Below are 21,781 nucleotides of genomic sequence, written 5' to 3' on the forward strand. Positions count from 1 at the left end.
TAACAAAACTATAACCCAGTTCAATGAAGTGCTCTGTGACCATTTGTGACCAAGTTACAAAGTTGTGATGCGTTTTATAAAATGAAACCCGAAAATCAACCATGCGAACGTTGAGAGAAAAGATCTCTTTAGTTTCGGTTGATCGCTATCGTATAAGGCATACCCATGTTAGGGAAAATAGCATTAAACTCTGTGATTTTTCCTCGCTAAATCATAGACTAAAATTTCAACTCAATTGCACAAATAGTAATCTGTATTATTTCCCATATCGTATTTGTATTATTTTCTAGACACAGTATAGGTCTGCATAGAATTACTAATCTAAATGCTTCAGTTCAACTGGGTAACTGCTGATTTCTTGACTTTGAAAAAATAGGTGGCAAATGAGTTAAAAGAAAAACCTCGGTCATCATCATGAAGACGAATAACCGAGGTTAGAGGGAGGGTTAACTAAATGCGATGAAAGGTGAGATACACAGTAGAATACCTGTCGCAATGATTAGGTAGAGTGAAGCACCTTTGTATTTATGCAGTGAAGGAACTTGATACACCAAGTACGCAGGGATCAAACAGCCAATCAAACCAAAAATCGGGCTACATATTGAAGTAAAACTCAATACAGGCAAGTTCAACACGATAGCTCCCCAAGCCATCAAAATAGCAAATAGAATGATGCCTTTGGTTACCAAATTACGGTTAATTTGCTCTTCAGGCATGATTTTCTTAAGAGCCAGCATTGCAAGACCTTGACAAGAATCACGGAACCCTAGGTACACACCAAAGAACGCCGTCATAACAGAGAAAATGTTCAACATTAAGCTAAGCAGTTTCAATGTTGTACCGTCCATGCCCTGTGCGACCATCGCTAATGCAGAGATGTTCTCTTCAGCTGCTTTTACTGCTTGATCGTGAGACATCGCAAGGGTGAAAGAGATTGCATAGAAGAACACGGTGACAAACAGAATTCCAAAAGCAATCTTCATCGCACGCATCGCTTTAAAACGTGCAACCTCAATTGATTTCTCTTTAGAGCGGTAAGAGATAACCATTGGACTCAAGCTTTGAATAAACAAGATTGAGGTTAGAGTGAAGGGCAATAGTTCAATGGCGTCTTTCAAACCTGCACCTGCCGCAGGTACAGTACCGACATTAGCAAAATCCCACTTTTCAATCATCATCACACCAAGTAGGGCAACGGTACATAACTTGATCAAAACCAAGCCGGTGCTCACTTTAAATAGGATCTTTTCACCACGTGACGCGATGGCCACTAAAGCGCAAACCAAAGCAAGGCCATATAGTGGGTTTTCCGACAATAGCCCCTTAGTGATGCCAAAGCTATGCAGGAAAGAGGCTGAGTCATTGTTGATTGCTGTGGAGTAAACGAACACCCAAATTACCAGCATGATGAAGTAGAGGATCCCCAACAGAGCCCCCCATTTATTTCCTAGGTACCCTGAAATGACACCAGCGTAGTCTTGGCATTTTGGTGATGTCGATAAGGTGTTAATGAATAATCGTTGGAATAAGTACATGGCAGGGTAACCAATGACTGCCGAAGCAAGGAATACCCAAATGCCCAGTACACCAACTTTTACAGGCAGAAAAACAATACCAGCACCGATTGCCATGCCGATACTCATGATTACCCAACCCCAGTCTGTGCTGTCAAACTTGGTTGCAGCTTTCCATTCTTCTAAGGTCATTCCCGCCTTAACGTGAGGAGGTTCTTTGGTTATTGGAAGAGTTTGTGTAGGTACAGTAACGCTCATTGTCGTTGTCTCTTTGTTAGTATGAACTTTTCTCAAATCTATTTGAGAAAAAGAACAACAACAATTATTTTGTGTAAAATTCAGATAAATTTGAGATCTCGGTAAAATCACTCAATAAAATCTGAAAAAAGATCGATTTATGTGATCTGTGGTAGTTGTTTGATTCGAATGTAGTTGAAAGAATAGCTTTGAAATGAAAGATTACTTAAGAGTTTTTTTATTAAAACTAAAAATTATGTGAGGATTTACATGAAAGAATTGATTGCTTCAGGGTGTGCTCCAGCTGCTATTGGCCCTTATTCGCACGGCACTGCTTACGGAAACTTGATTTTTACGTCTGGTCAACTGCCAGTTGATAGTGCAGTAGGCAAAGTAGTTGAGGGGGGCATTACTGCTCAGAGTCATCAATCTTTGACGAACCTAAAACACGTCTTAGAAGCAGGCGGTGGTAGCATTGACACAGTTTTGAAAACAACTTGTTATTTGGCGAACATCAGTGACTTTGCTGAGTTTAACAAAGTCTATGCTGAGTTCTTTAATAAAGAGTGTCCTGCGCGCAGCTGCTTTGCGGTAAAAGATCTTCCGCTAGGCGTATTGATTGAAGTTGAAGCGATTGCTTGCAAAAAGTAATACGGAGAAAAAACATGAATCAGCAATGGAACCAATATATCCAAATCATTAAGCAAGTTGTAAAACCTGCACTCGGATGTACAGAACCCATTGCTGCTGCATACGCGGCAGCAGTTGCAAAACGTGAGCTTGGATGCCAGACCCCAGAGATGATAGAGGTCCGTGTCTCTGACAATCTATTTAAAAACTCAATGGGAGTTTATGTCCCTGGAACCGGAAAAATTGGTCTAAAGATTGCCGCATCTGTTGGTGCGTTGGCTGGCGACCCCAATGCCGAATTGGAAGTTCTTGCCCATATTAATCAAGACAATGTGACTGCTGCTCAACAATTGATTGATGAAGGGCGCGTTAGCGTTGCGCGCATTGATACCCAAGAATTTATCTTTTGTAGCGTCACCATGAGTGCCGGAGATGACATTGTTTCAGTGACAATCAGTGGTGGGCACACCAATATTATTCAGATCACTCACAATGGCAAAGTGACATTTGATGCCCCCCAACAGCAGCGAGTTTCAACAGGGTCGGTTTGTGAAGGAGTGGACATCTCTATCAAACAAATCTACGACTTTGCACTTAAAGCGCCTTTTGAAGAGATCAAATTTATCCTACAAGCGGCCGAGCTCAACAGCTCATTAGCGCAAGAGGGTATCGACAATGGTTATGGGTTGGAGATCGGTCGTACATTAAAATGTAATATTGAGCAGGGGTTACTTGGTAATGATTTGATGAGCCGTATCCAAATGATGACCTCTGCCGCCTCGGATGCTCGTATGGGTGGCGCTACGCTACCAGCCATGAGTAACTTTGGCAGTGGTAACCAAGGTATCGCGGCTACCATACCAGTGGTCATTGCAGCAGACGTTTTCCAAAGTACTGAAGAGCAATTAGCACGTGCGTTAATCATGAGTCATTTAGGTGCGATTTACATTAAATCTTACTACCCACCGCTATCGGCGTTTTGTGGTAATACGGTCACCAGTGCCGCAGCTTCCATGGCGCTAGTATATTTGGCGGGAGGTTCGTTTGAACAGTCATGTTATGCGATTCAGAATGTGATTAGCGACAGTTCGGGCATGGTATGTGATGGGGCGAAATCGTCCTGTGCGATGAAAGTCTGCACTTCCTCTACCACCGCAGTACGCTCATATTTGATGGCTATGGGTAACCACAGCGTGAAGAATCAAGGTATAGTAGGTAACGAAGTTGAACAAACGATAAGAAATGTAGGCTCGATGGTTAGGCTCGGAATGCCGTATACTGACAAATCTATTATCGATATTATGTCAGCCTAGCCTCAACGTTTTTGCTAAGGGAAGTAACATTGCAGCTTAAGAAACTCACTAAAAGTGATTTAGATATTTTGAATTCAATGAAGAACGTCGTGGATGGTATTGCACGCATGTATGGTGAGCATACAGAAGTCGTTCTTCACAGCCTTGATGCGGAAGCTCCGGAAATTATCAAAATTGCCAATGGTCACATTACTGAACGGGGTGAAGGTGCACCGATTACCAACTTAGCAAGAATGAAGCTGTTAGAGGGCAATGACGTTTCAGACTCGTATTTAACGAAAACGTCGAGTGGAAAGACCTTGCATTCCATTACGACGATAGTTCGCAATCCTAGAAATAAACCGATCGGATTGCTGTGTATTAACGTGGACATGGATGTGCCAATGCAAGATTTCTTGCGTTCAATGATACCGCAACAACAAAACGAGTGTTGCGCTGGTGCGCGTTCACCAGAGACATTCGCGCGCAATATTGATGAGACCATCATCAGCACAATCGAAACTGTTCAATCAGAGGTATGGGCTAACGAGACTATCACGCCATCCAAACGCAACCGGGAGTTAGTTACCCGTTTAGAAGGCTTAGGGATTTTCAAATACAAAGATGCGGTATTGATGGTAGCAAACCACTTAGGTATTTCGCGTGACACGATCTACCTTTACCTAAGAGAGTTGGGCAGCGATTAAGTAAGCTGCTCTAACTCGGTAATATTGTCGAGCGCTTGTTGATTGGTTGTGCCACAAACCACAGGGCACGGTTTGAACTCATGGCAAACTTTTGGCCGCTCCGGTTGGCCAAATAGCTTACAAAGATTGTGTTCGTTGAGTTGAATGCAGCGTACACCGGCAGGTTTACCGTTTGGCATTCCTGGAATGGCGGAAGAGATACTTGGGGCGATGCAGCAAGCGCCACAACCGAGTCTGCAATCCATCTTAGTTACCTGTCAAAAATCAAGGGGCGCGATAGTAGCAGAAATTTACGATGAACTGAATGGACAATTTTTGCCCTTGCACTTTGAGGCCCGCAGGAGTATAAAACGGCTCCCGCAGTAGAAAGTAAGAAGAAGTCCTATGAGCACACCATTTTGGCAATCAAAAACTTTGCAAGAGATGACAGAGCAAGAGTGGGAGTCACTTTGCGATGGTTGCGGAAAATGCTGTTTGCACAAATTAATGGACGAAGAGACCGATGAAGTCTTTTACACCAATGTGGCTTGTAGCTGGCTAAACAGTAAAACCTGTTCATGCAAAGATTACCCAAATCGTTTTTCTTCAGGTGAAAACTGCCTAAAGCTGACTCAGGACAAAATCGCAGAGTTTCATTGGCTACCGCGCACCTGTGCTTATCGCCGACTTTCAGAAAACCAACCTTTGCCAGAGTGGCATCCTCTTATTACCGGTTCTAAGTCAGCCATGCATGCAGCAGGGCAGAGCATTCGTAACCGAGTGGTTTACGAAATTGATGTGAAAGATTGGGAAGATCACGTCATTGAGAATCCAGATTACTAAGTACTGGCTAAGATGCAGAGACAAAAAGGCACGAGAACGTGCCTTTTTGCTTATTGAGCTGTGCGTGCACTCGCTTTACGCGACTTCTGCACTTTCGAAGAAAGTAATCTCAGGCTCTTGTGCCAACAAGCCATCAAGCTTTGCTAGCAAGGCATGAAAATATGGCTGGTCGCAGTGGAAATCGAAAGCAGCTTGATCAGCAAATAATTCTTGGAAAAGGAATTTGGTGGCATCGTTTTTGTCCTTTAAAAGTACATAACGAAGGCAGCCTTGCTCGTTTCTAGTGGGCTCGAGCATGGTAGTTAATACGGAATGCAGTTGGGTCTCTTTGCCAGCTTGGGCAACAAAAGCCGCGGTAACATGAATCATTGTGTTTGGTCCTCTTTGTTATGAGCCAACTCAAACATTGTGTGTTGATGTTGGCGTAAAAGGCTGAATTTAGGGCACAGGAGTCTAGGCCATCGCGAAAATGGCTACTCCTAACGAATTTTTAAAGTAATGTCTAACCCTAAACTCAAGCCGAAAATCGTATTCGAGTGATGCTTATTGGTAGCAGCCTTGGCGCTGCAAAAACTCGATTTTGTATCCGTCTGGGTCGGTGATAAAGAAGAAGGTCGCAAGGTGTTTTTGGTTGTGATCCATCGCTTTCACATCACTGGGTGCGATCCCTAAATCGCGCAGGCGTTTATGAGCGAGTTCGATGTCTTCGACGCACACGGCAAGGCGACCGTAGCCTGTCCCATGAGTGTAGGGTTCGTTCATGCCGTGATTGTAAGTCAACTCAAGCTCGAAGCCGGTGGTTTTGTTGGCGAGGTATGTCAGAGTGAATGTATCGAAAACAAATTGGTCTTTGATCTCGAGCTCTAGAGCATCACGGTAGAAAGCGATCGATTTGTCGAGATTGCTCACTCGGATCATGCTGTGAATCATTTTGGTCATGGTGGTTCCTCATTGCGAGGCGACAGAATAATGTTGAGAAACCAACCTTTGGTAGTACGTGAGTATTACATTTAAATTTGTCTGCTTGTGAGCTCTTGGCGCGCCACCTCGATGACGTTCGTGGGTTGGCGAGCATACATCAAACAGGCGCAACGCAGCAGCGAGGCAAAGTTTGAGACTTCACCATTGTGCTCAAGTGCTTCGCGATAGACGGTACTGATGAACTTCGGCACGGTTAACTGCTGAGCGTCAGCAATCTCTTGTAAAATATCCCAGTAACTGGCTTCCAGTTTGACGCTGGTGGCGTGTCCGTCTATTCGGATCGAACGTGTAATGGTTTGGTAATTTTCTTTGGGCTGCTTGGCAAAAATTTCACACATAGCGGGAAGGGCACCGTTAGGGTTGAAAAGCGTTACATACTGGCGACTATTCAGGAAGCCGTCAACCTTTGACTAAAGACCTAACAATCAGACACAGACAGAAGAAGAAAGCGCCAAGTGGCGCTTTCTTTTTCTAATGACTGGCTTTTTAACTCGTTAGGCAACGATTATTTCACCTGATTTTTAATGAATTCACCCAACTCAGAGTGGTGCAAAATGCGTGACACAGGGAGAATGGTTTCTGCCGGTCCCCAAGCAAACACGTTTACTGGCGTATGAGTGTGTGTACCAGTACCCCAAACGATGTTTTGTTTTGTTCCTTGTTCGCGAGCGATCAGGTTGGTTCTGTCGTTGTATGGGAAAAACGCATCAAAGTCGTTAATGGCTGGCACGGTTTCCTCTGCAAGATAGCTGTGGTTAGCCAAACGATAGGGATTGGGTTTGTTTTTCAGGATGTTTTCTGCTTGGCCTGCGGTAATCGAAAAATCACTATTTTTATTGATGATTTCTGCTAGTTTTGCCGCGGTTTGCTGATTTTTATCCAACTTTTCAAACGCACTAAGCATGCCATAGTAGCTGGTTTTTTGGTTGTACAAACCATCGAGAATATCGAAAGCACCAAAGTTAAAGTTCGGCGCGTAATCACGATTTTCGAATGCTTTTCCTGGGCGTTTCTCTGGTTTTGGCAGATTATAGCCTGAGTAGCTAAAACCAAAAGAGCCAGTTTCGTGGTCCGCCGTGACAATAATCAAGGTGTCATCACGATCTTTGGCCCATTGGTAAACCGTATTAATCGCTTCATCAAACTTGATCATTTCATGCAGCATTGAACCAGCATCATTGCTGTGGCCAGCCCAGTCGATTTGGCCGCCTTCAACCATCAAGAAGAAACCGTCTTTGTCCTTGGCTAGGATGTCTAATGCTTTGCTGGTCATTTCTGCCAGGGTTGGTTCTTTGCGCTCTGCGTCACCTTTGGTTTGGCTGTAGGTGATGCCATCGTACATGGCTGAGTTAGCAAAAAGACCCAGCAGTTTCGTCCCTTGCGCTTGCTCTAGCATGGCTTTATTAAATGCCAGAGAGTAACCCGCTTGTTGCGCTTCCGTCAGCAAGTTGCGATCGTCTTTGCGTTTTGATTTTAATGCAACGTCACCTTGAGTTAGGGCTTGTAACTGTTGATAGATTTCACCTTTGTCGTTTGCCGACTTTGGAATCCAATGACGCAAACCGCCCGACAGCAGCACATCGACATCGGTGGCAAGCATGTCAGCGGCAATTTCATTTTCCAAAGAGCGATGAGGCTGGTGGGCAGCAAAGGCAGCAGGAGTCGCGTGCGTCATGCGAGTGTCGGAAATGATGCCGGTGGCTTTACCCATACGTTTGGCTTTTTCGAGTACGGTTTCGACGCTGTTTCCTTGCGAATCGATGCCGATCACTTCTGAACCTGTCATGATGCCGGTCGCCAGCATGGTTGCAGAACAGGCAGAGTCCACCACAATCGCATCTTCTGGATGCGTCAGCGATGATCCGATAACGCCTTCTTGAGCAAGTGTGTAAAGTGCGGTGGTTTTGCCTTGATAGATGGAATTTGGTGCGTTGTTGGCGTAGGTTTCCAATAGGCCAACTTGTTGTGGTCCCATGCCATCACCAATCATCAAAATGACGTTTTTAATTTCTGCGGAAAGTGCATTAAAAGAGAGCGTAGAAGTTGCTACAACGGCAACAACGGGTTTGATCAGGTGCTTCATTGTCTATCCCTTATTTATAAAAGCGGCGCCATTACAGCACGGCTTTGTGACACTTTTGCTGCAGACATAAAAACTTCATGAAAGTGAAAAAAATCAGTAAAAATAAAGTGTTGTGACAAACTCGAGCGAGCAATGATGGCGTCTGATAGAGCTAAAGAAAAAGCTCACCGAAGTGAGCTTTTGAGTAAGGGAGTTGAAATTCATGGGCTAAAGCGATTTGGGGATAGCGACTGTGCGCTATCATTTTTTTGCTAAAACCAATCCTTGCTATTCCACTTCAGTGAATTTCACCTCTGCATCCAGCAAAGAATCGATATATAAATAGCGATTTGTTCTACATGCTTCAACCAATGAATTTTGTCGTGGCGAAAAATGCGCAGGCTCCCGACAATGTTCAACCCCCATTAGAGAGGATAAGTGTAAAAATTACACCAAAATCATTAACAAACCACCAATAGTGGCAGCGGCAGAAAGATATTGCCCTGCGGAATAGGAGCCATCATCTTCCTCTTTTATCTTGTCAGGATGGTCCATGCCTAACGCGCCGTAGGTGAAGGATTCCACTTTGTCGCCCACGGTTTTGCTTTCCGCTTCGACTTTTTTGCTCTCTTTATCGAGCTCTTGGAGCGCAGAAAGCAGCGCTTTCCCTTCTTCAGAAAGCGTCACTTTGTTTTGTTCTACCTGCAGCGGAGCAGGGGCACTTTCCTTTGCCGCATTTGGGTTAGCTGTCTGTTTCTGTGCTGAAGCGTATGCCTCGACAGGTCTTGAACCGACTGGATTCATAACCATCTCCTAAGCGAATCCTAAATACTCTATCGGCGGCGTTGGAGAAAACTTGTGCAAAAAAAGCCTGTTTTGCCGCTTTTTTAATCAAGCAAAAAACAGGCCTAAGTGAGATGGGAGTTGGAAATAATCGCGCTATTTGCAGGTCAGATCGTCATTACGTTTTTTTAAATCCTGAAACGCCTTCATTTGATTGCTTTTTTGCACATAACGTACCGGCGGTTCCAGAACCAGCAACTGGTAATCGCTGCCTTGCTCATCGATGGTTGATACCGGAGAGATCACCACAACCTTTAAGGAGGGATCACGACGCAGAATCGAGTGAGCGGTGCCTAAGCCCTGCTCAATATGAAATTTTCCTGCGACATGGATAACTTGCGTGTTGGGGTTTTGCTGATGGTAGTTGACGATAGATTCCGCCATGGTTTCGTCCCAAGTCACTTGTGCAGCAAACTGTTTTTCGGTTTGCTCTGGTTTGCCGTGGTGCATTGACGCCATGAACTTGCTTTTGTATTCGCTTTCACCGGTGTTGATCTCACTCGCCAAAAAGCCACGCTCTTCTTGGGTTAGCTTATCGAGGTAAGCCAAACCTTGGCGGCCAATGCAACGTACGGTGCTTTTCGGTGCATTCGCGGCAATCACATCCATCTGTTTGGATTTGGCCAGTTCAATCAAAGGTCGATAATCACTTTCGTAGTTTGGCCACGCATTGCCTTGTTGGATAAGCACTTGCTCACCAATCTCACCCGCCAAATATTGGTTCACGATGGTTTGTTTATCGCGGGTAAATTGTTCCATAGACAGAGCGACGCGGTGTTGCGCGCTGAGCGTTTTAAGCAGGTCGGTTTGGAAGCGGTGAACACCCGAATGTGTGTGCCATTCGCCAATTAAAATGACATCCGCATTTTGAACCGATTGAGGTAATTGTTGCAGTGAAAGGGCAGTGCCTTCTGGCGAGTAAAGCTGATAGTCGTAGAAGCTTAGGGGATCGCTTGTGAGCGCTTGGCTAGCGCAGCCGCTCAGCATCATTGACGCCAGAAGAAGAGAAATAGTTGATCGCATAATACTGCCTCCATTAAAAACGTCGCAGAGTGTAATGGAGGCGGTCTAGAACTTCAATAATAATGAGAATAATTCTCTTTATTGATTTGTCTGGTTATTTTGCCGTTTTGCGGTAAACGCGCAACATGAAATCGGCCTCACACTGGAACAGTGTAGCGGACTTTAGCTCGTCACGAAGAGCATCGCTGGCTTTCCAAGCAAATGGGGTCATTTGCAGTAAATCAAACGCATCTTGGCCTGCTAAGTCCATTACGTAATTGAGCTTTTCTTGGTGTTCGAGCGTAAATCCATCAATTTGCTCTGGCTCTTCGCTATGCAGTTTGAGCTCGGTGTAAATCTTCTCTTTCAATTGCAGCAAGTGGCGGCCTGCAGGCGTCACGGTGATCACAACGCCATTCTCAGCAATGCATCGCGCCAGCTCTTCGGCTTTGCATGGTGCGTAGATGCGTAAGATGCCGTCCAACGCTTCGTCTGCAAAAGGGAGTCGATGGCTTGAAGCGACACAAAACTTAACGTTAGGGTAGCGTTTTGCTGCGAAACGAATGGCGATTTTGGAAATGTCCAAGCCAAACGTTTTGGCTTCTGGGTGCTGCGCGACCAAGGTTTTAGCGACTTCATCGGTGTAGTAACCTTCACCACAACCAATATCAAGTAGGCGGTGCGGCGTACCTTGCAGGTATTGGCGGCAAAGTTGCGCCACTTTTTGACGCATTGGGTCGTAATGGTTGCCTTCAAGGAAGCGGCGGCGAGCCTGCATCATCTCTTTGTTGTCACCGGGATCTTTCGAACGTTTGTGATGAGCAGGCATCAAGTTAACGTAACCTTCTTTGGCTAGGTCAAATTGATGATTGTTGGAACATTTGAACGTGCGCTCTGCTTGCTCTAATGCAAGGTGACATAAGGGGCATTGATACGCCATGAAGACCTCAAAAGGGGCGATGAAACAGGCGGCAAAGTCTAACAGGAACCGCCTGTTTTAACCAGTTTGAGTCTCGGCAGGTCATGATATTCCCCACCGAAGAGGACTTATTTGGTGTGGTATTGCTCGCAAGCAAGCATGGTGTTTTCGATGAGGCTGGCCACCGTCATTGGGCCAACACCTCCGGGTACTGGAGTAATGAAGCTGGCGCGTTCACGAGCCTTATTATACTCCACATCACCAATCAGCTTACCCGATTCAAGGCGGTTGATGCCGACATCGACCACGATCGCGCCTTCTTTAACCCATTCACCAGGAATAAAATTCGGCTTACCGACCGCAACCACCAGCACATCAGCTTGGCGAACATGACCTTCAAGATCTTTAGTGAAGCGGTGACAGGTGGTTGTGGTACAACCCGCCAGCAGAAGTTCGAGTGTCATTGGGCGGCCAACAATGTTTGATGCACCCACGATCACCGCATGCTTACCACGCAGTGCGATGTTGTAACGCTCAAGCAGCGTAATAATGCCTTTTGGTGTACACGAACGCAGTTTAGGGATGCGTTGCGCTAAGCGGCCAACGTTGTACGGGTGGAAACCATCCACATCTTTCTCTGGATGAATGCTTTCTAGAACGTGCGTGCTGTCGATCCCCGCTGGAAGAGGAAGTTGAACCAGAATACCGTCGATTTCAGCATCATTATTGAGCTCATCGATCAGCGCCAGGAGTTCTTCTTCTGAAGTAGAAGCGGGAAGATCAAACGATTTAGAGACAAAGCCCACTTCCTCACACGCGCGACGCTTGCTGCCAACGTAAACTTGAGACGCTGGATCTTCGCCAACCAACACAACGGCTAAGCCAGGCGCACGTAATCCCGCAGCTACACGAGCTTTTACGCGAGCAGCGACTTCGGATCGAACAGTTTGGGAAATGAGAGTTCCATCGATATTTTGAGCAGTCATGACTTTCCTTAAGAATACGAATGGCAAAAACTTGGCGCGTATTGTCGCAAATGATCAAATAAATATCTATACGCAAACGTTTGCTTTGGGTCGTTTTTAAGCATATTTAATGTGGACGCCCTTTTTTTAGCCATTTGATTCAGTTTGTTAAGAAAACCCGTTGATTTACCGAAATGAACTCGTATAATCCTGTCCCTGTAGCGCGCCCTTAGCTCAGCTGGATAGAGCACGTCCCTTCTAAGGATGTGGTCGTAGGTTCGAATCCTACAGGGCGTGCCATTTATTTCGGGGCGTAGCAGGTTAGTACTTGCTACGCCCTTTTTCGTTTCTGCTATTTTTAGTCAAGTAACTAGTCAAGTAAGCGTGAAGCTTAATGTAATCATCTGTAATGAATACATAAGTTCGCATTCTTCTCGCGGCTACGTATTTGAGACTAAAAATGCAAATCAGCCCCATTGTGAGGCTGATTGATCTATTTAATTAGAGTTTTTCCTATAAAACACAACCATCTCACTGATTGAATTAAATTGGCTACCAACCTCTTTCCAAACACACTCTTCACAAAGAAGCCCTCGTCCATATCTTGCTGTTTTCTCACCACAGCATAGGCAGATAGGATCATTGGTCTTTATACTGTTTTCTGCAACCTCTGTATCTTCACATGGTTGTTCTATGGTTGACTGAGGCCAACGAAGCATTTCGACAAGTTCTTCCCAGTGCTTTAAAAGGTAGCTAAAAACACCTTCAGAGTTAAGAAGCCTGATAGGACTTTTAGTTGGGTAAAGATCGTTAGCTAACTTATGCGTATTTACTCTCAGGATAATGTCGATATCGTGAGGTACTGCTTCTGGTAATAAATGGGGACTGCTCTCGAAAGGGATATCCATTACTACCGATATGTTAGAGGTTAAGTCTTTAGTGAATGCATCAACTTGAACTCCAAATTTGGTACATTCAACCTCCCATTGCACATCATTAAAATCCCACTCATCTAAATCAAAGTTAACTAGAGTTGGGAGCTGTTGCCTTATAATCAGAGCCAATGCAGTAACGGGGGAGAATTCACACTCAGAACTTGTTGTATTTTTATCGGTACGGTGTGCAAAGTGCCATTGGTTGATATTTCCCAACCTCGCAGTAACTGGGGTTCCACATGATAAACAATGACAGTTGCAATCATCGCCACGCTCCACTTGCTCAATCCCCACTATTCGGTTTGAACTGTTACTGCGAGCGAAAGGCATAAGAACTTGAAATGAAGACATATAAAGACCTCTTATACGGCTTGCTCTAAGTCATCATTAAACTCGGTCAGTCTAATAGATGGCTCTGCGTGGGGTAAGTTAGTAATTGATACTCCCCATGGGTAAGGGATTTTGTTATCTTTTTCGTATTGGTAAATCGTAATGTGAGGAAGGTTCCGTCTGTCGTACGCTTGACCAAATTTGAATGCTACGCTGTTTTGAGAAGCTAATACGAGGTGTATATCGTTATAGCCTTCTTCCATGAGATTTTTAACTTCTTGGATCAAATCATAAGCTAAACGACTTTGCTTTTTACTTGACCAGTGATTATCAAAACGCTTTTCCCTCAGTTTCAAATGTATCTGTGGCATCTTTGGGAAACAGAGGTCAATAGCTTTCTCATCAACAGGGTAAGAGAAAGATACAGCAAGAACGATAGATTCTTTGCTATCAGCATGCTTTATTGTCTTTTCAAACTTCTCATTGTCGTCACTAATCGGATCGAGTTCTTTCCAGCTTGATAGTTGTCGGTCCCAGTCGAGCACTTCAATATGAGACTCATCATCCAACAAATATCCTGATAGGAAAGCAAAAGGAACAGGAACTAAACCACCATAAACAATGTGAAAATCTTCAGCAGCAACACTATTTCTTCGCTCTTCTATAGAGTGCTCTAGATTGAGGAATTTCTTAAGTGCTAATTTGGGTTGGCTTACTGTGCCATTAGCAAGACTGTCTCGGATATCTATTACTGTATTGGAAATATTTCGGCCTTTGTATTTTTTCTGAACGTGCTCTGATAGAGGGGTGTCAGATGTGTTTACGAGTCCTCTTTGCTCAATAGCGAATACAATTTGTTTAGCCAATTGTCGGTGTTCTATAACTGAGCGGACTATCTCCCAAGCTAGCCCAATTGCCATTAGGAGTATACTGAAATAAAAACCGATAGAAACGAGTAGAGCAGGGACATCAGAGCCAGCAACGTCAAGGCTAATGAGTTGGCTAGCTGTTACGTATTGAACATTGAATGCTACGCCTCCCATCAATGTTATCGGGAAGAAATAGGCTCCTGTCCTGAAAATTAATAAGGCAGGAGAGCGCTTTCTGAATAGCCAGTTGATGGTCTGAACAACGATGTAAGTCAAAAGGTTCATTACTTTCCCTTGTTTGCTGGTTGATGGTGAGAGTTGTTGATTTGATCCATATATTGCTCAATAGTTAGTTCACCAGGGTGAACACCACCACCACGCCATTCTCCATCTGATAACCAAAGCTCCCAGTACCACAGCCATTCTTGCGTCCATGGGATGATTGATTCAGCGATTAACATACTAGGCACCCAGTCTTTGGAGCTACCGTTGTTAAACATTAGGCAGGGTTTAGTATTCTCTTTTGAGAAGAACTCATGAGGTGAGCGCTTCCCTCCTGCTAGATCTCTTAGATTCGGGGACAACACCTCGACCTCAGGAATACAACCTAACCCAGCCCATTTAACAAGAATTAGGTATTCTCGGCTAAGTCGAGAAGGTTGTAGTACTTGCCTCCATTCCAGTTTTAGACCTGTTTTACCTTTGAGTATTCTACCTTTGCCACCATGGTAACGTTTTTGTAGCGCGTTAAGCTGCCTTTGAAGGTGATGGCACATCTATACATCACCGTAGAAGTTGTGTTTAGGAACGGGGGTGGCAGTGGCTGCATTGGATACTCCTAAGCCAATAGAAGAAACTACCGCACGATTTTTAGCTCGTCGTTCAGTCAGAGTGTCCGCAAGTTTGGCTTGGATGCCTCTTGCTGCTTGAGAACCAAACATTTCTCTTGAACGCTCAATGGTTTTATCAAGCCCTTGATCTAATTCAAGTAGTTTTGCTAGGTCTTCAGTAACCTGCGTATACCACGCTTTAAATGCTTGGGGTAACATCGGTTTCTCATGCCATTTATCTGCAAAATTCTCCGTAGGAAGTGCTGGGTTGCGAATAGTGTACTTTACAGTACCGTTAGACTGATATTGATGGGAAATGAAGTTTGGCATTTCTTCAAGTACATCTAACATCAGATCAAATGGGTTTTGGTACTCCTTGTTAGAGTTTGAGCACTTTTCATAAGCTAGACCTGCTAGAGTCGTAATAATTATGCTTATTGGAGCGCAATCGCCATAAACGTTCTGCTTATTTTGTTTCCACATGTCTCTATGTCGCTTGAGAAGCTGAACTACAATCTGAAGTACAGTCTTTCGACCCTGACCAGGTAATGGTTCTACTGTCCCCGCATATATATCACTATTAGATCTGTAGTTGCTTTTTCTATTCCAGCGAATCTCTTTACTACACGCGCTTCGGAACCACTTCCTATATCCGTATGGATGAGAAGGACTATTGGCATCCTTGATGTCTGCAACTCTTACTTTGCTCTTATGGTTTGGCGAATCCATATCTTCAGGCATGCAAGGGGTGATGTCCATGTGGAACCCCTGGCCTTCGATACCTCCATATTGCAGAGTGACACATCTGCGTTTTGGCACATTCTCTATTTTGTCACCGTATCGTTGAGAGTCTTTCAGCACTCGTATCAAATTGAAGAGTAGCTCGTTGGCTTCATCAGTAGTGGTTGGATAGTGCTGACTTGGTAAGTGGAGCACCAGATCTATATCCATGTCTGAGTCTTCATCAATCGGTTTTACGGATGTGCCAATACCAACACTACCTTGAGCATAAATGTGGCATTCCGCTAGCTCGCCCCCTTGGTTTGCCAAGTAGGATCCGATTGCTCGGTAAGCCGTCTTCAATTGAGACAACTGTGTCTCGGTCAAGTCTAGGTTCGATGTGATATGAGAGATCATCTCGAAACAAAATTCTTTATCGCTTGCACTTAGTTGTCTTAGTGATTTGAAACCTTGATCTTGCACAGCTATCTCCTAGTGGTTTTGGTTGGTTAATAACCTATTATACCGATTGAGATTATTATGATAGATCGAAATGATACGTGTCAATGATCTTTTTATGTATTTGTTGTGTATTGTAATTACACGTAATAATTTTTTTGCTACGATTTGGCTAGATTGAACAATGGATACGCATCATGGAAAACAGTTCTCAAGCAGACATCACATCAGAGACAACCTCTATTAACGCTCGTTTAGCTTATATTGACTTTAAGTTGTTTTTTACAGGGCGTGTTAGTCGGGCTGATCTTAAAGATGCGTTTGGAATTGCAGAAGCAGCCGCTTCCCGAGTTCTTACTGAATACTCCAAACGTAGGCCAAACAACAAAACTCAAAAAACGAATACGATTATCAGGAAATCCTTCGAACCATTGACAGATATAGATGGTGAATTGGCGCTTGGCATGCTTGCCAATGGATTTAATAGCAACAAGATCTTCGGTGTGACTGAGCTTGCCTATGAAAAGATTGGCAAGTTTCCCAACCAAATGAATACCAATGAAGTCGCTATGATTACTAGGGCGATATCGGGTAAGTATGCGATTTCCTGCAACTATCTTTCTGAAAACAGCTCTAATCATCAAACTAGAACCTTGGTTCCGTTGGCAATTATGTATGATGGAACCAGTTGGATGTTCAGAGCATTTGATCGTTCAGAAGTCAAAAAGAATAAATTTAAAAACTTCCATTTTGCTCGTGTTAGGAATGTGGTTGAAGAACATGAATCTAAGGAGTCTAGGCAGCATGATCATGAGGCTTTAGCTCAAGATAAGTTGTGGAACTTAAGGTTACCTTTGATCTTAAAACTCCACCCCTCGTTGTCAGAGGTGGACAAGCAAAAAGTAAGAACTGACTTTGGTATACCTGAAGATAAAGATGAGGTTTATGTTACAGAGAGAGCTGCATTTAGATGGATTGTTGAGAAAAAGTGGTATATCGATGCTCGGTCAAATGAAGAAAAGCGAGAGGATAAGCAAAGTCGTTTTTATAAGTTCGAGCTAAGCAACTTGGAAATGATAAAACAAATGGAACAGGCCTACGGCGTTTTTCAAGGTAGTTGTCATCATTCGCTTAGTTATTAAGCGGCTTTTCTTTCTGGATTTAGATGAACCTCACCAACGGGTTCACAGTTCCTTATCTTGCCTGACCAACGCTCTGGGTGTCGCTCTCTTGCTATCGACAACACATCCGAACGACGTCTTAAAATCTCGCTATCTTTACCACTGTGACGCTCTGATGGCGTAACGTAATTTAACTTACTGTGCTTGTGCTCGGTGTTGTACCAACGTACGAACGCCTCAACCCAACTACGACTTGCATCGAGTTGTTCAAAGCCTTTTGTTGGCCAGCTAGGCATGTACTTCACTGTGCGGAACAGCGACTCAACATACGGGTTATCATCACTGACTCTCGGGCGACTGTATGATGAAGTAATACCAAGCTCATCCATTTTCGCTCTGAACGTCAGTGACTTCATTGGCGCACCATTGTCCGAGTGAAGTACCAGTGGCTGATTAAAGCATTGCTCGCGCATCAGCGTCCGCTGCAATAACTGTGACGCTAACTCACCGCATTCACATTCGTAGACATCATAGCCAACGATTTTTCGGCTATAGATATCTTCAATCACGTAGAGGTAATAGTGCTGTCCCTTAACCACAGATGGCAAGTACGTAATGTCCCATGTGTACACCTGATTGGGACCTGTTGCCGTATAACTTGTTGGCTTGGCCTGCCTTTGTCGACTTCGCTGACGACCTCGGGTATGAAGCTGACCTTCTGCTTTCAAAACCCGATAGTAGCTCGACTCTGAAGCAATATACTCACCATTATCAAGCAACGTCGGGACAATTTGAGTTGGTGGTAAACTTGCGTATTCAGGGCGGTTGCACACCTCAATAATCGCATTGCGCTCTTGCGGTGATAGCTTGTTAGCAGGCACAGGTCTAACGCAGGTCGGTCTTTTGTCTGTCCGTATTTCACCTCGCTGATACCAGCGTCGATACGTTCTCAAGTCGATTTGAACTTCATTGCAGGCGTACTCTAGACGGCAGCCACTTCGCTTGGCATCGTGGATAAGAGTGAGCAAGTATTGCCTTTCATCGGTTGAGGTTAATCTTCCTCTGGCTCTTCCCCGTAAAAGGCTCTCAGCTTTTTTCGAAGAACCAATAGCGCCGCCGTTTCCGCTAACGCTTTTTCTTTAAAGCGTAACTCTTTTTTCAGCTCTTTAATTTCAAGTTTGTCAGCTTTAGCTTGTTTCTTGGCTTCAGCCTCACGCTCTTTAGCAGACATAAACCCTTGCATACACTCACTTCGCCAACCTTGCACTTGTTCAGGGAACAAGCCTTTCTCGCGGCAATACTGACTGAGTTCATTCTCCGTCATCGAGTAAGTTTCAGCGACAATGGCGAGTTTAGTTTGAGCAGACCACTGCTCTGATGAAGTATGACTATTTGGCACAGCGGCTCCTGAACGTCTAAGTTGCTGCCGCCAATGATACAGGGTGGCAGTGCTAATACCTTCCTCTTTTGCTACTTGGCTTACAGACATTGAATAAGGAGGCAGTAGCTTCTTCAATATGGCTTCTTTTCTTTCTGTTGGAATGCGATTCAAAACTCACTCATTACCACCCAAACTGGTTAAATTTTAACAGTGACAACTATCCTGCCAGAGGGGGCTTCTGTCGAGAACACCATTCTTCTCGAAATGCCTTAGCATATAAGAAAGCTACACGAAGGTTGGTTTCTGCTGTTTATCGATACTCCAACGACAAATCAGAGAAATGTAATCTGAATGATTATAAGAGAGGGGAACTGACACTTACAGCAGAACTACTATACCGATGGTTAGCTTTATTTTCAGTGCAACCTCGGATGGCAATTAGTCGGTTAAATCAAATGGATAAAACTGAACCTGATTGGACAGGTTACGCAAAAGTGATTTTAGAGTTTAGCAAAAGTTATTACCCAAAAGCCCGGCGTTTTTCAAGGTAGTTGTCATCATTCGCTTAGTTATTAAGCGGCTTTTCTTTCTGGATTTAGATGAACCTCACCAACGGGTTCACAGTTCCTTATCTTGCCTGACCAACGCTCTGGGTGTCGCTCTCTTGCTACCGACAACACATCCGAACGACGTCTTAAAATCTCGCTATCTTTACCACTGTGACGCTCTGATGGCGTAACGTAATTTAACTTACTGTGCTTGTGCTCGGTGTTGTACCAACGTACGAACGCCTCAACCCAACTACGACTTGCATCGAGTTGTTCAAAGCCTTTTGTTGGCCAGCTAGGCATGTACTTCACTGTGCGGAACAGCGACTCAACATACGGGTTATCATCACTGACTCTCGGGCGACTGTATGATGAAGTAATACCAAGCTCATCCATTTTCGCTCTGAACGTCAGTGACTTCATTGGCGCACCATTGTCCGAGTGAAGTACCAGTGGCTGATTAAAGCATTGCTCGCGCATCAGCGTCCGCTGCAATAACTGTGACGCTAACTCACCGCATTCACATTCGTAGACATCATAGCCAACGATTTTTCGGCTATAGATATCTTCAATCACGTAGAGGTAATAGTGCTGTCCCTTAACCACAGATGGCAAGTACGTAATGTCCCATGTGTACACCTGATTGGGACCTGTTGCCGTATAACTTGTTGGCTTGGCCTGCCTTTGTCGACTTCGCTGACGACCTCGGGTATGAAGCTGACCTTCTGCTTTCAAAACCCGATAGTAGCTCGACTCTGAAGCAATATACTCACCGTTATCAAGCAACGTCGGGACAATTTGAGTTGGTGGTAAACTTGCGTATTCAGGGCGGTTGCACACCTCAATAATCGCATTGCGCTCTTGCGGTGATAGCTTGTTAGCAGGCACAGGTCTAACGCAGGTCGGTCTTTTGTCTGTCCGTATTTCACCTCGCTGATACCAGCGTCGATACGTTCTCAAGTCGATTTGAACTTCATTGCAGGCGTACTCTAGACGGCAGCCACTTCGCTTGGCATCGTGGATAAGAGTGAGCAAGTATTGCCTTTCATCGGTTGAGGTTAATCTTCCTCTGGCTCTTCCCCGTAAAAGGCTCTCAGCTTTTTTCGAAGCACCAATAGCGCCGCCGTTTCCGCTAACGCTTTTTCTTTAAAGCGTAACTCTTTTTTCAGCTCTTTAATTTCAAGTTTGTCAGCTTTAGCTTGTTTCTTGGCTTCAGCCTCACGCTCTTTGGCAGACATAAACCCTTGCATACACTCACTTCGCCAACCTTGCACTTGTTCAGGGAACAAGCCTTTCTCGCGACAATACTGACTGAGTTCATTCTCCGTCATCGAGTAAGTTTCAGCGACAATGGCGAGTTTAGTTTGAGCAGACCACTGCTCTGATGAAGTATGACTATTTGGCACAGCGGCTCCTGAACGTCTAAGTTGCTGCCGCCAATGATACAGGGTGGCTGTGCTAATACCTTCCTCTTTTGCTACTTGGCTTACAGACATTGAATAAGGAGGCAGTAGCTTCTTCAATATGGCTTCTTTTCTTTCTGTTGGAATGCGATTCAAAACTCACTCATTACCACCCAAACTGGTTAAATTTTAACAGTGACAACTATCCTGCCAGAGGGGGAGCCTATGAGATGATTAAAGATCTCGAAATTAATAGGGCTAGTTACGAAGATTGGATTGTCGAAATTGCTAGATCTTTAGGTGGAGAAATTGAAGGCAATTTATGGAGATTGAAAGATGCCGACATTTGGTTAGAAACATCTAGTAATATGCAAAAGTCGATGACGTTATTGAATTGTATTAGCAGATACGAAGCTTTTATGATTGTTTGTTCATTTCCAATTGAAACGGGAGTTATCAAAGGAACAAATATGGATATTGAGAAACGTGATCGTCTAAAAGCGTTACTTGAAGAAAGAAAAGTAAACCCCAACATAACAATGAATGAGATTGCGAAGACCCTGGGTATATCTCGCACTGCTGTTTATAAATTAAAAAATAAAATATGTTGATAATTGAGATTTAAATGGTGTTATTTTGTTAATGCATGCTATTAAAATAGCATGCTTATTCGTGACAGTATGTTATGAGTTAATATTATGATTTAGCACTCTTTCGGTATGATTTATTTATATTTAAAATAGGCTTTCAAATTTTATTGTCATACAAGGACCAAATTAAATCTACATTCCCTCAAAAAAATATGTTATAACTATTATGACTGTTATAACTATTATAACGGTTATAGCTTTAATATAAGGAGCAAGACCGAAAAATTAAAAACAAATGAGCAAAACTTGCTCTTGTTGATTTTTTTTTCGTTGTCGCAGAGCGCAATTGCTGTGTCGCAAACGGCAGTTTTAGTGCTTCGTGTGACATTTTTTATTTCTTCGCACGTAAAGTGAACTTTCGTGCATTGGGGTTTGCACGTAAAGCGGTTTTTCGTGCATTAAAAAAATCCGCTTTGTTCTTCATCGGATTTTTAGGGATAACTAAAGCAATTTATTTTTCCAGAAAGCCTTATCCATAAGGGTGACTAGTATTATTTTAGGGATGTAAATAGGTAAGTTTAGGACTGAAAATTTTCAGAACAGTGTTCAAACATAACTTGT

The 21,781-nt window shown here is 44.0% G+C and carries 22 protein-coding genes and 1 tRNA gene; 7 read left to right on the forward strand and 16 right to left on the reverse strand.

What is annotated here, in order from left to right; genetic code table 11:
* Nucleotides 1-446 precede the first annotated feature (446 nt).
* On the reverse strand, nucleotides 447-1,706 hold the full coding sequence (locus AOT11_RS11595) for an amino acid permease (protein ID WP_017420554.1): 1,260 nt from the start codon (nucleotides 1,704-1,706) through the stop codon (nucleotides 447-449).
* Between the two features lie 315 nt (nucleotides 1,707-2,021).
* Here AOT11_RS11595 and AOT11_RS11600 point away from each other — a divergent pair, with 315 nt between their 5' ends.
* The 3 genes from AOT11_RS11600 to AOT11_RS11610 are packed head-to-tail and all read left to right on the forward strand — an operon-like array spanning nucleotide 2,022 to nucleotide 4,380.
* Nucleotides 2,022-2,402: a RidA family protein gene (locus AOT11_RS11600; RefSeq protein ID WP_017420553.1), complete on the forward strand. Its 381-nt coding sequence runs from the start codon at nucleotides 2,022-2,024 to the stop codon at nucleotides 2,400-2,402.
* A 14-nt stretch (nucleotides 2,403-2,416) separates the two neighbouring features.
* On the forward strand, nucleotides 2,417-3,694 hold the full coding sequence (locus AOT11_RS11605) for an L-cysteine desulfidase family protein (RefSeq protein WP_017420552.1): 1,278 nt from the start codon (nucleotides 2,417-2,419) through the stop codon (nucleotides 3,692-3,694).
* A 29-nt stretch (nucleotides 3,695-3,723) separates the two neighbouring features.
* A complete protein-coding gene (locus AOT11_RS11610; protein WP_017420551.1) occupies nucleotides 3,724-4,380 on the forward strand; it encodes a helix-turn-helix transcriptional regulator in 657 nt (218 codons plus the stop codon).
* Here the strand turns inward: AOT11_RS11610 and AOT11_RS11615 are convergent.
* Nucleotides 4,377-4,625, reverse strand: a complete 249-nt coding sequence (locus AOT11_RS11615; protein ID WP_011079907.1) for a YkgJ family cysteine cluster protein — start codon at nucleotides 4,623-4,625, stop codon at nucleotides 4,377-4,379. The genes AOT11_RS11610 and AOT11_RS11615 overlap by 4 nt on opposite strands.
* Before the next feature lie 139 nt (nucleotides 4,626-4,764).
* Between AOT11_RS11615 and AOT11_RS11620 the strand changes: the two genes are divergently transcribed.
* Nucleotides 4,765-5,202, forward strand: a complete 438-nt coding sequence (locus tag AOT11_RS11620; RefSeq protein WP_011150868.1) for a YcgN family cysteine cluster protein — start codon at nucleotides 4,765-4,767, stop codon at nucleotides 5,200-5,202.
* Between the two features lie 75 nt (nucleotides 5,203-5,277).
* On the opposite strand, the gene AOT11_RS11625 is transcribed toward AOT11_RS11620, so the two are convergent.
* From AOT11_RS11625 to folD, 8 genes are all read right to left on the reverse strand, one after another.
* Nucleotides 5,278-5,571, reverse strand: a complete 294-nt coding sequence (locus AOT11_RS11625; RefSeq protein WP_017420550.1) for a putative quinol monooxygenase — start codon at nucleotides 5,569-5,571, stop codon at nucleotides 5,278-5,280.
* A 174-nt stretch (nucleotides 5,572-5,745) separates the two neighbouring features.
* A complete protein-coding gene (locus AOT11_RS11630; protein WP_017420549.1) occupies nucleotides 5,746-6,141 on the reverse strand; it encodes a VOC family protein in 396 nt (131 codons plus the stop codon).
* 71 nt (nucleotides 6,142-6,212) lie between these two features.
* A complete protein-coding gene (locus AOT11_RS11635) occupies nucleotides 6,213-6,521 on the reverse strand; it encodes a ribbon-helix-helix domain-containing protein (RefSeq protein WP_017420548.1) in 309 nt (102 codons plus the stop codon).
* 167 nt (nucleotides 6,522-6,688) lie between these two features.
* Nucleotides 6,689-8,266, reverse strand: a complete 1,578-nt coding sequence (locus tag AOT11_RS11640) for an alkaline phosphatase (protein WP_017420547.1) — start codon at nucleotides 8,264-8,266, stop codon at nucleotides 6,689-6,691.
* A gap of 426 nt (nucleotides 8,267-8,692) precedes the next feature.
* Nucleotides 8,693-9,049 (reverse strand): hypothetical protein, encoded by a 357-nt coding sequence (locus AOT11_RS11645; protein WP_026050312.1) that lies wholly within the window; start codon nucleotides 9,047-9,049, stop codon nucleotides 8,693-8,695.
* A 135-nt stretch (nucleotides 9,050-9,184) separates the two neighbouring features.
* Nucleotides 9,185-10,111, reverse strand: coding sequence for a ChaN family lipoprotein (locus AOT11_RS11650; RefSeq protein WP_017420545.1), 927 nt, complete (start codon nucleotides 10,109-10,111; stop codon nucleotides 9,185-9,187).
* A 94-nt stretch (nucleotides 10,112-10,205) separates the two neighbouring features.
* Nucleotides 10,206-11,030: a 23S rRNA (guanine(745)-N(1))-methyltransferase gene (gene rlmA, locus AOT11_RS11655; RefSeq protein WP_017420544.1), complete on the reverse strand. Its 825-nt coding sequence runs from the start codon at nucleotides 11,028-11,030 to the stop codon at nucleotides 10,206-10,208.
* A gap of 107 nt (nucleotides 11,031-11,137) precedes the next feature.
* On the reverse strand, nucleotides 11,138-11,995 hold the full coding sequence (gene folD / locus AOT11_RS11660) for a bifunctional methylenetetrahydrofolate dehydrogenase/methenyltetrahydrofolate cyclohydrolase FolD (protein WP_011079917.1): 858 nt from the start codon (nucleotides 11,993-11,995) through the stop codon (nucleotides 11,138-11,140).
* 202 nt (nucleotides 11,996-12,197) lie between these two features.
* Between folD and AOT11_RS11665 the strand changes: the two genes are divergently transcribed.
* A tRNA-Arg gene (locus AOT11_RS11665) sits at nucleotides 12,198-12,274 on the forward strand.
* 197 nt (nucleotides 12,275-12,471) lie between these two features.
* On the opposite strand, the gene AOT11_RS11670 is transcribed toward AOT11_RS11665, so the two are convergent.
* The 4 genes from AOT11_RS11670 to AOT11_RS11685 are packed head-to-tail and all read right to left on the reverse strand — an operon-like array spanning nucleotide 12,472 to nucleotide 16,141.
* Nucleotides 12,472-13,260, reverse strand: coding sequence for a competence protein CoiA family protein (locus AOT11_RS11670; RefSeq protein WP_017420542.1), 789 nt, complete (start codon nucleotides 13,258-13,260; stop codon nucleotides 12,472-12,474).
* Between the two features lie 11 nt (nucleotides 13,261-13,271).
* The gene (locus tag AOT11_RS11675; RefSeq protein WP_017420541.1) at nucleotides 13,272-14,393 is read right to left on the reverse strand and encodes an SAVED domain-containing protein; all 1,122 of its coding nucleotides are present in this window, start codon (nucleotides 14,391-14,393) and stop codon (nucleotides 13,272-13,274) included.
* Nucleotides 14,393-14,884: a type II CBASS E2 protein gene (locus AOT11_RS11680; protein WP_017420540.1), complete on the reverse strand. Its 492-nt coding sequence runs from the start codon at nucleotides 14,882-14,884 to the stop codon at nucleotides 14,393-14,395. Before AOT11_RS11680 ends, AOT11_RS11675 begins: the two co-directional genes overlap by 1 nt.
* Complete coding sequence (locus AOT11_RS11685) at nucleotides 14,885-16,141, reverse strand: nucleotidyltransferase domain-containing protein (RefSeq protein WP_017420539.1); 1,257 nt, start codon at nucleotides 16,139-16,141, stop codon at nucleotides 14,885-14,887. It abuts the gene before it with no gap.
* Nucleotides 16,142-16,314: 173 nt separating this feature from the next.
* Between AOT11_RS11685 and AOT11_RS11690 the strand changes: the two genes are divergently transcribed.
* A complete protein-coding gene (locus tag AOT11_RS11690) occupies nucleotides 16,315-17,259 on the forward strand; it encodes a BrxR family helix-turn-helix transcriptional regulator (protein WP_017420538.1) in 945 nt (314 codons plus the stop codon).
* On the opposite strand, the gene AOT11_RS11695 is transcribed toward AOT11_RS11690, so the two are convergent.
* Nucleotides 17,256-18,790 (reverse strand): IS3 family transposase gene (locus AOT11_RS11695; protein ID WP_399462816.1). Its coding sequence is split into 2 segments (ribosomal slippage): nucleotides 17,256-18,328 and nucleotides 18,328-18,790, totalling 1,536 coding nucleotides; the frame shifts between segments, so codons are not numbered across the junction. The genes AOT11_RS11690 and AOT11_RS11695 overlap by 4 nt on opposite strands.
* Nucleotides 18,791-19,191: 401 nt before the next feature.
* Nucleotides 19,192-20,726 (reverse strand): IS3 family transposase gene (locus tag AOT11_RS11700; RefSeq protein ID WP_392396600.1). Its coding sequence is split into 2 segments (ribosomal slippage): nucleotides 19,192-20,264 and nucleotides 20,264-20,726, totalling 1,536 coding nucleotides; the frame shifts between segments, so codons are not numbered across the junction.
* Between the two features lie 74 nt (nucleotides 20,727-20,800).
* Here AOT11_RS11700 and AOT11_RS11705 point away from each other — a divergent pair.
* Nucleotides 20,801-21,181: a helix-turn-helix domain-containing protein gene (locus AOT11_RS11705; RefSeq protein WP_049798924.1), complete on the forward strand. Its 381-nt coding sequence runs from the start codon at nucleotides 20,801-20,803 to the stop codon at nucleotides 21,179-21,181.
* Nucleotides 21,182-21,781 lie beyond the last annotated feature (600 nt).

Origin of the sequence: Vibrio vulnificus NBRC 15645 = ATCC 27562 (assembly GCF_002224265.1) — a bacterium.
Taxonomy (GTDB): domain Bacteria; phylum Pseudomonadota; class Gammaproteobacteria; order Enterobacterales; family Vibrionaceae; genus Vibrio; species Vibrio vulnificus.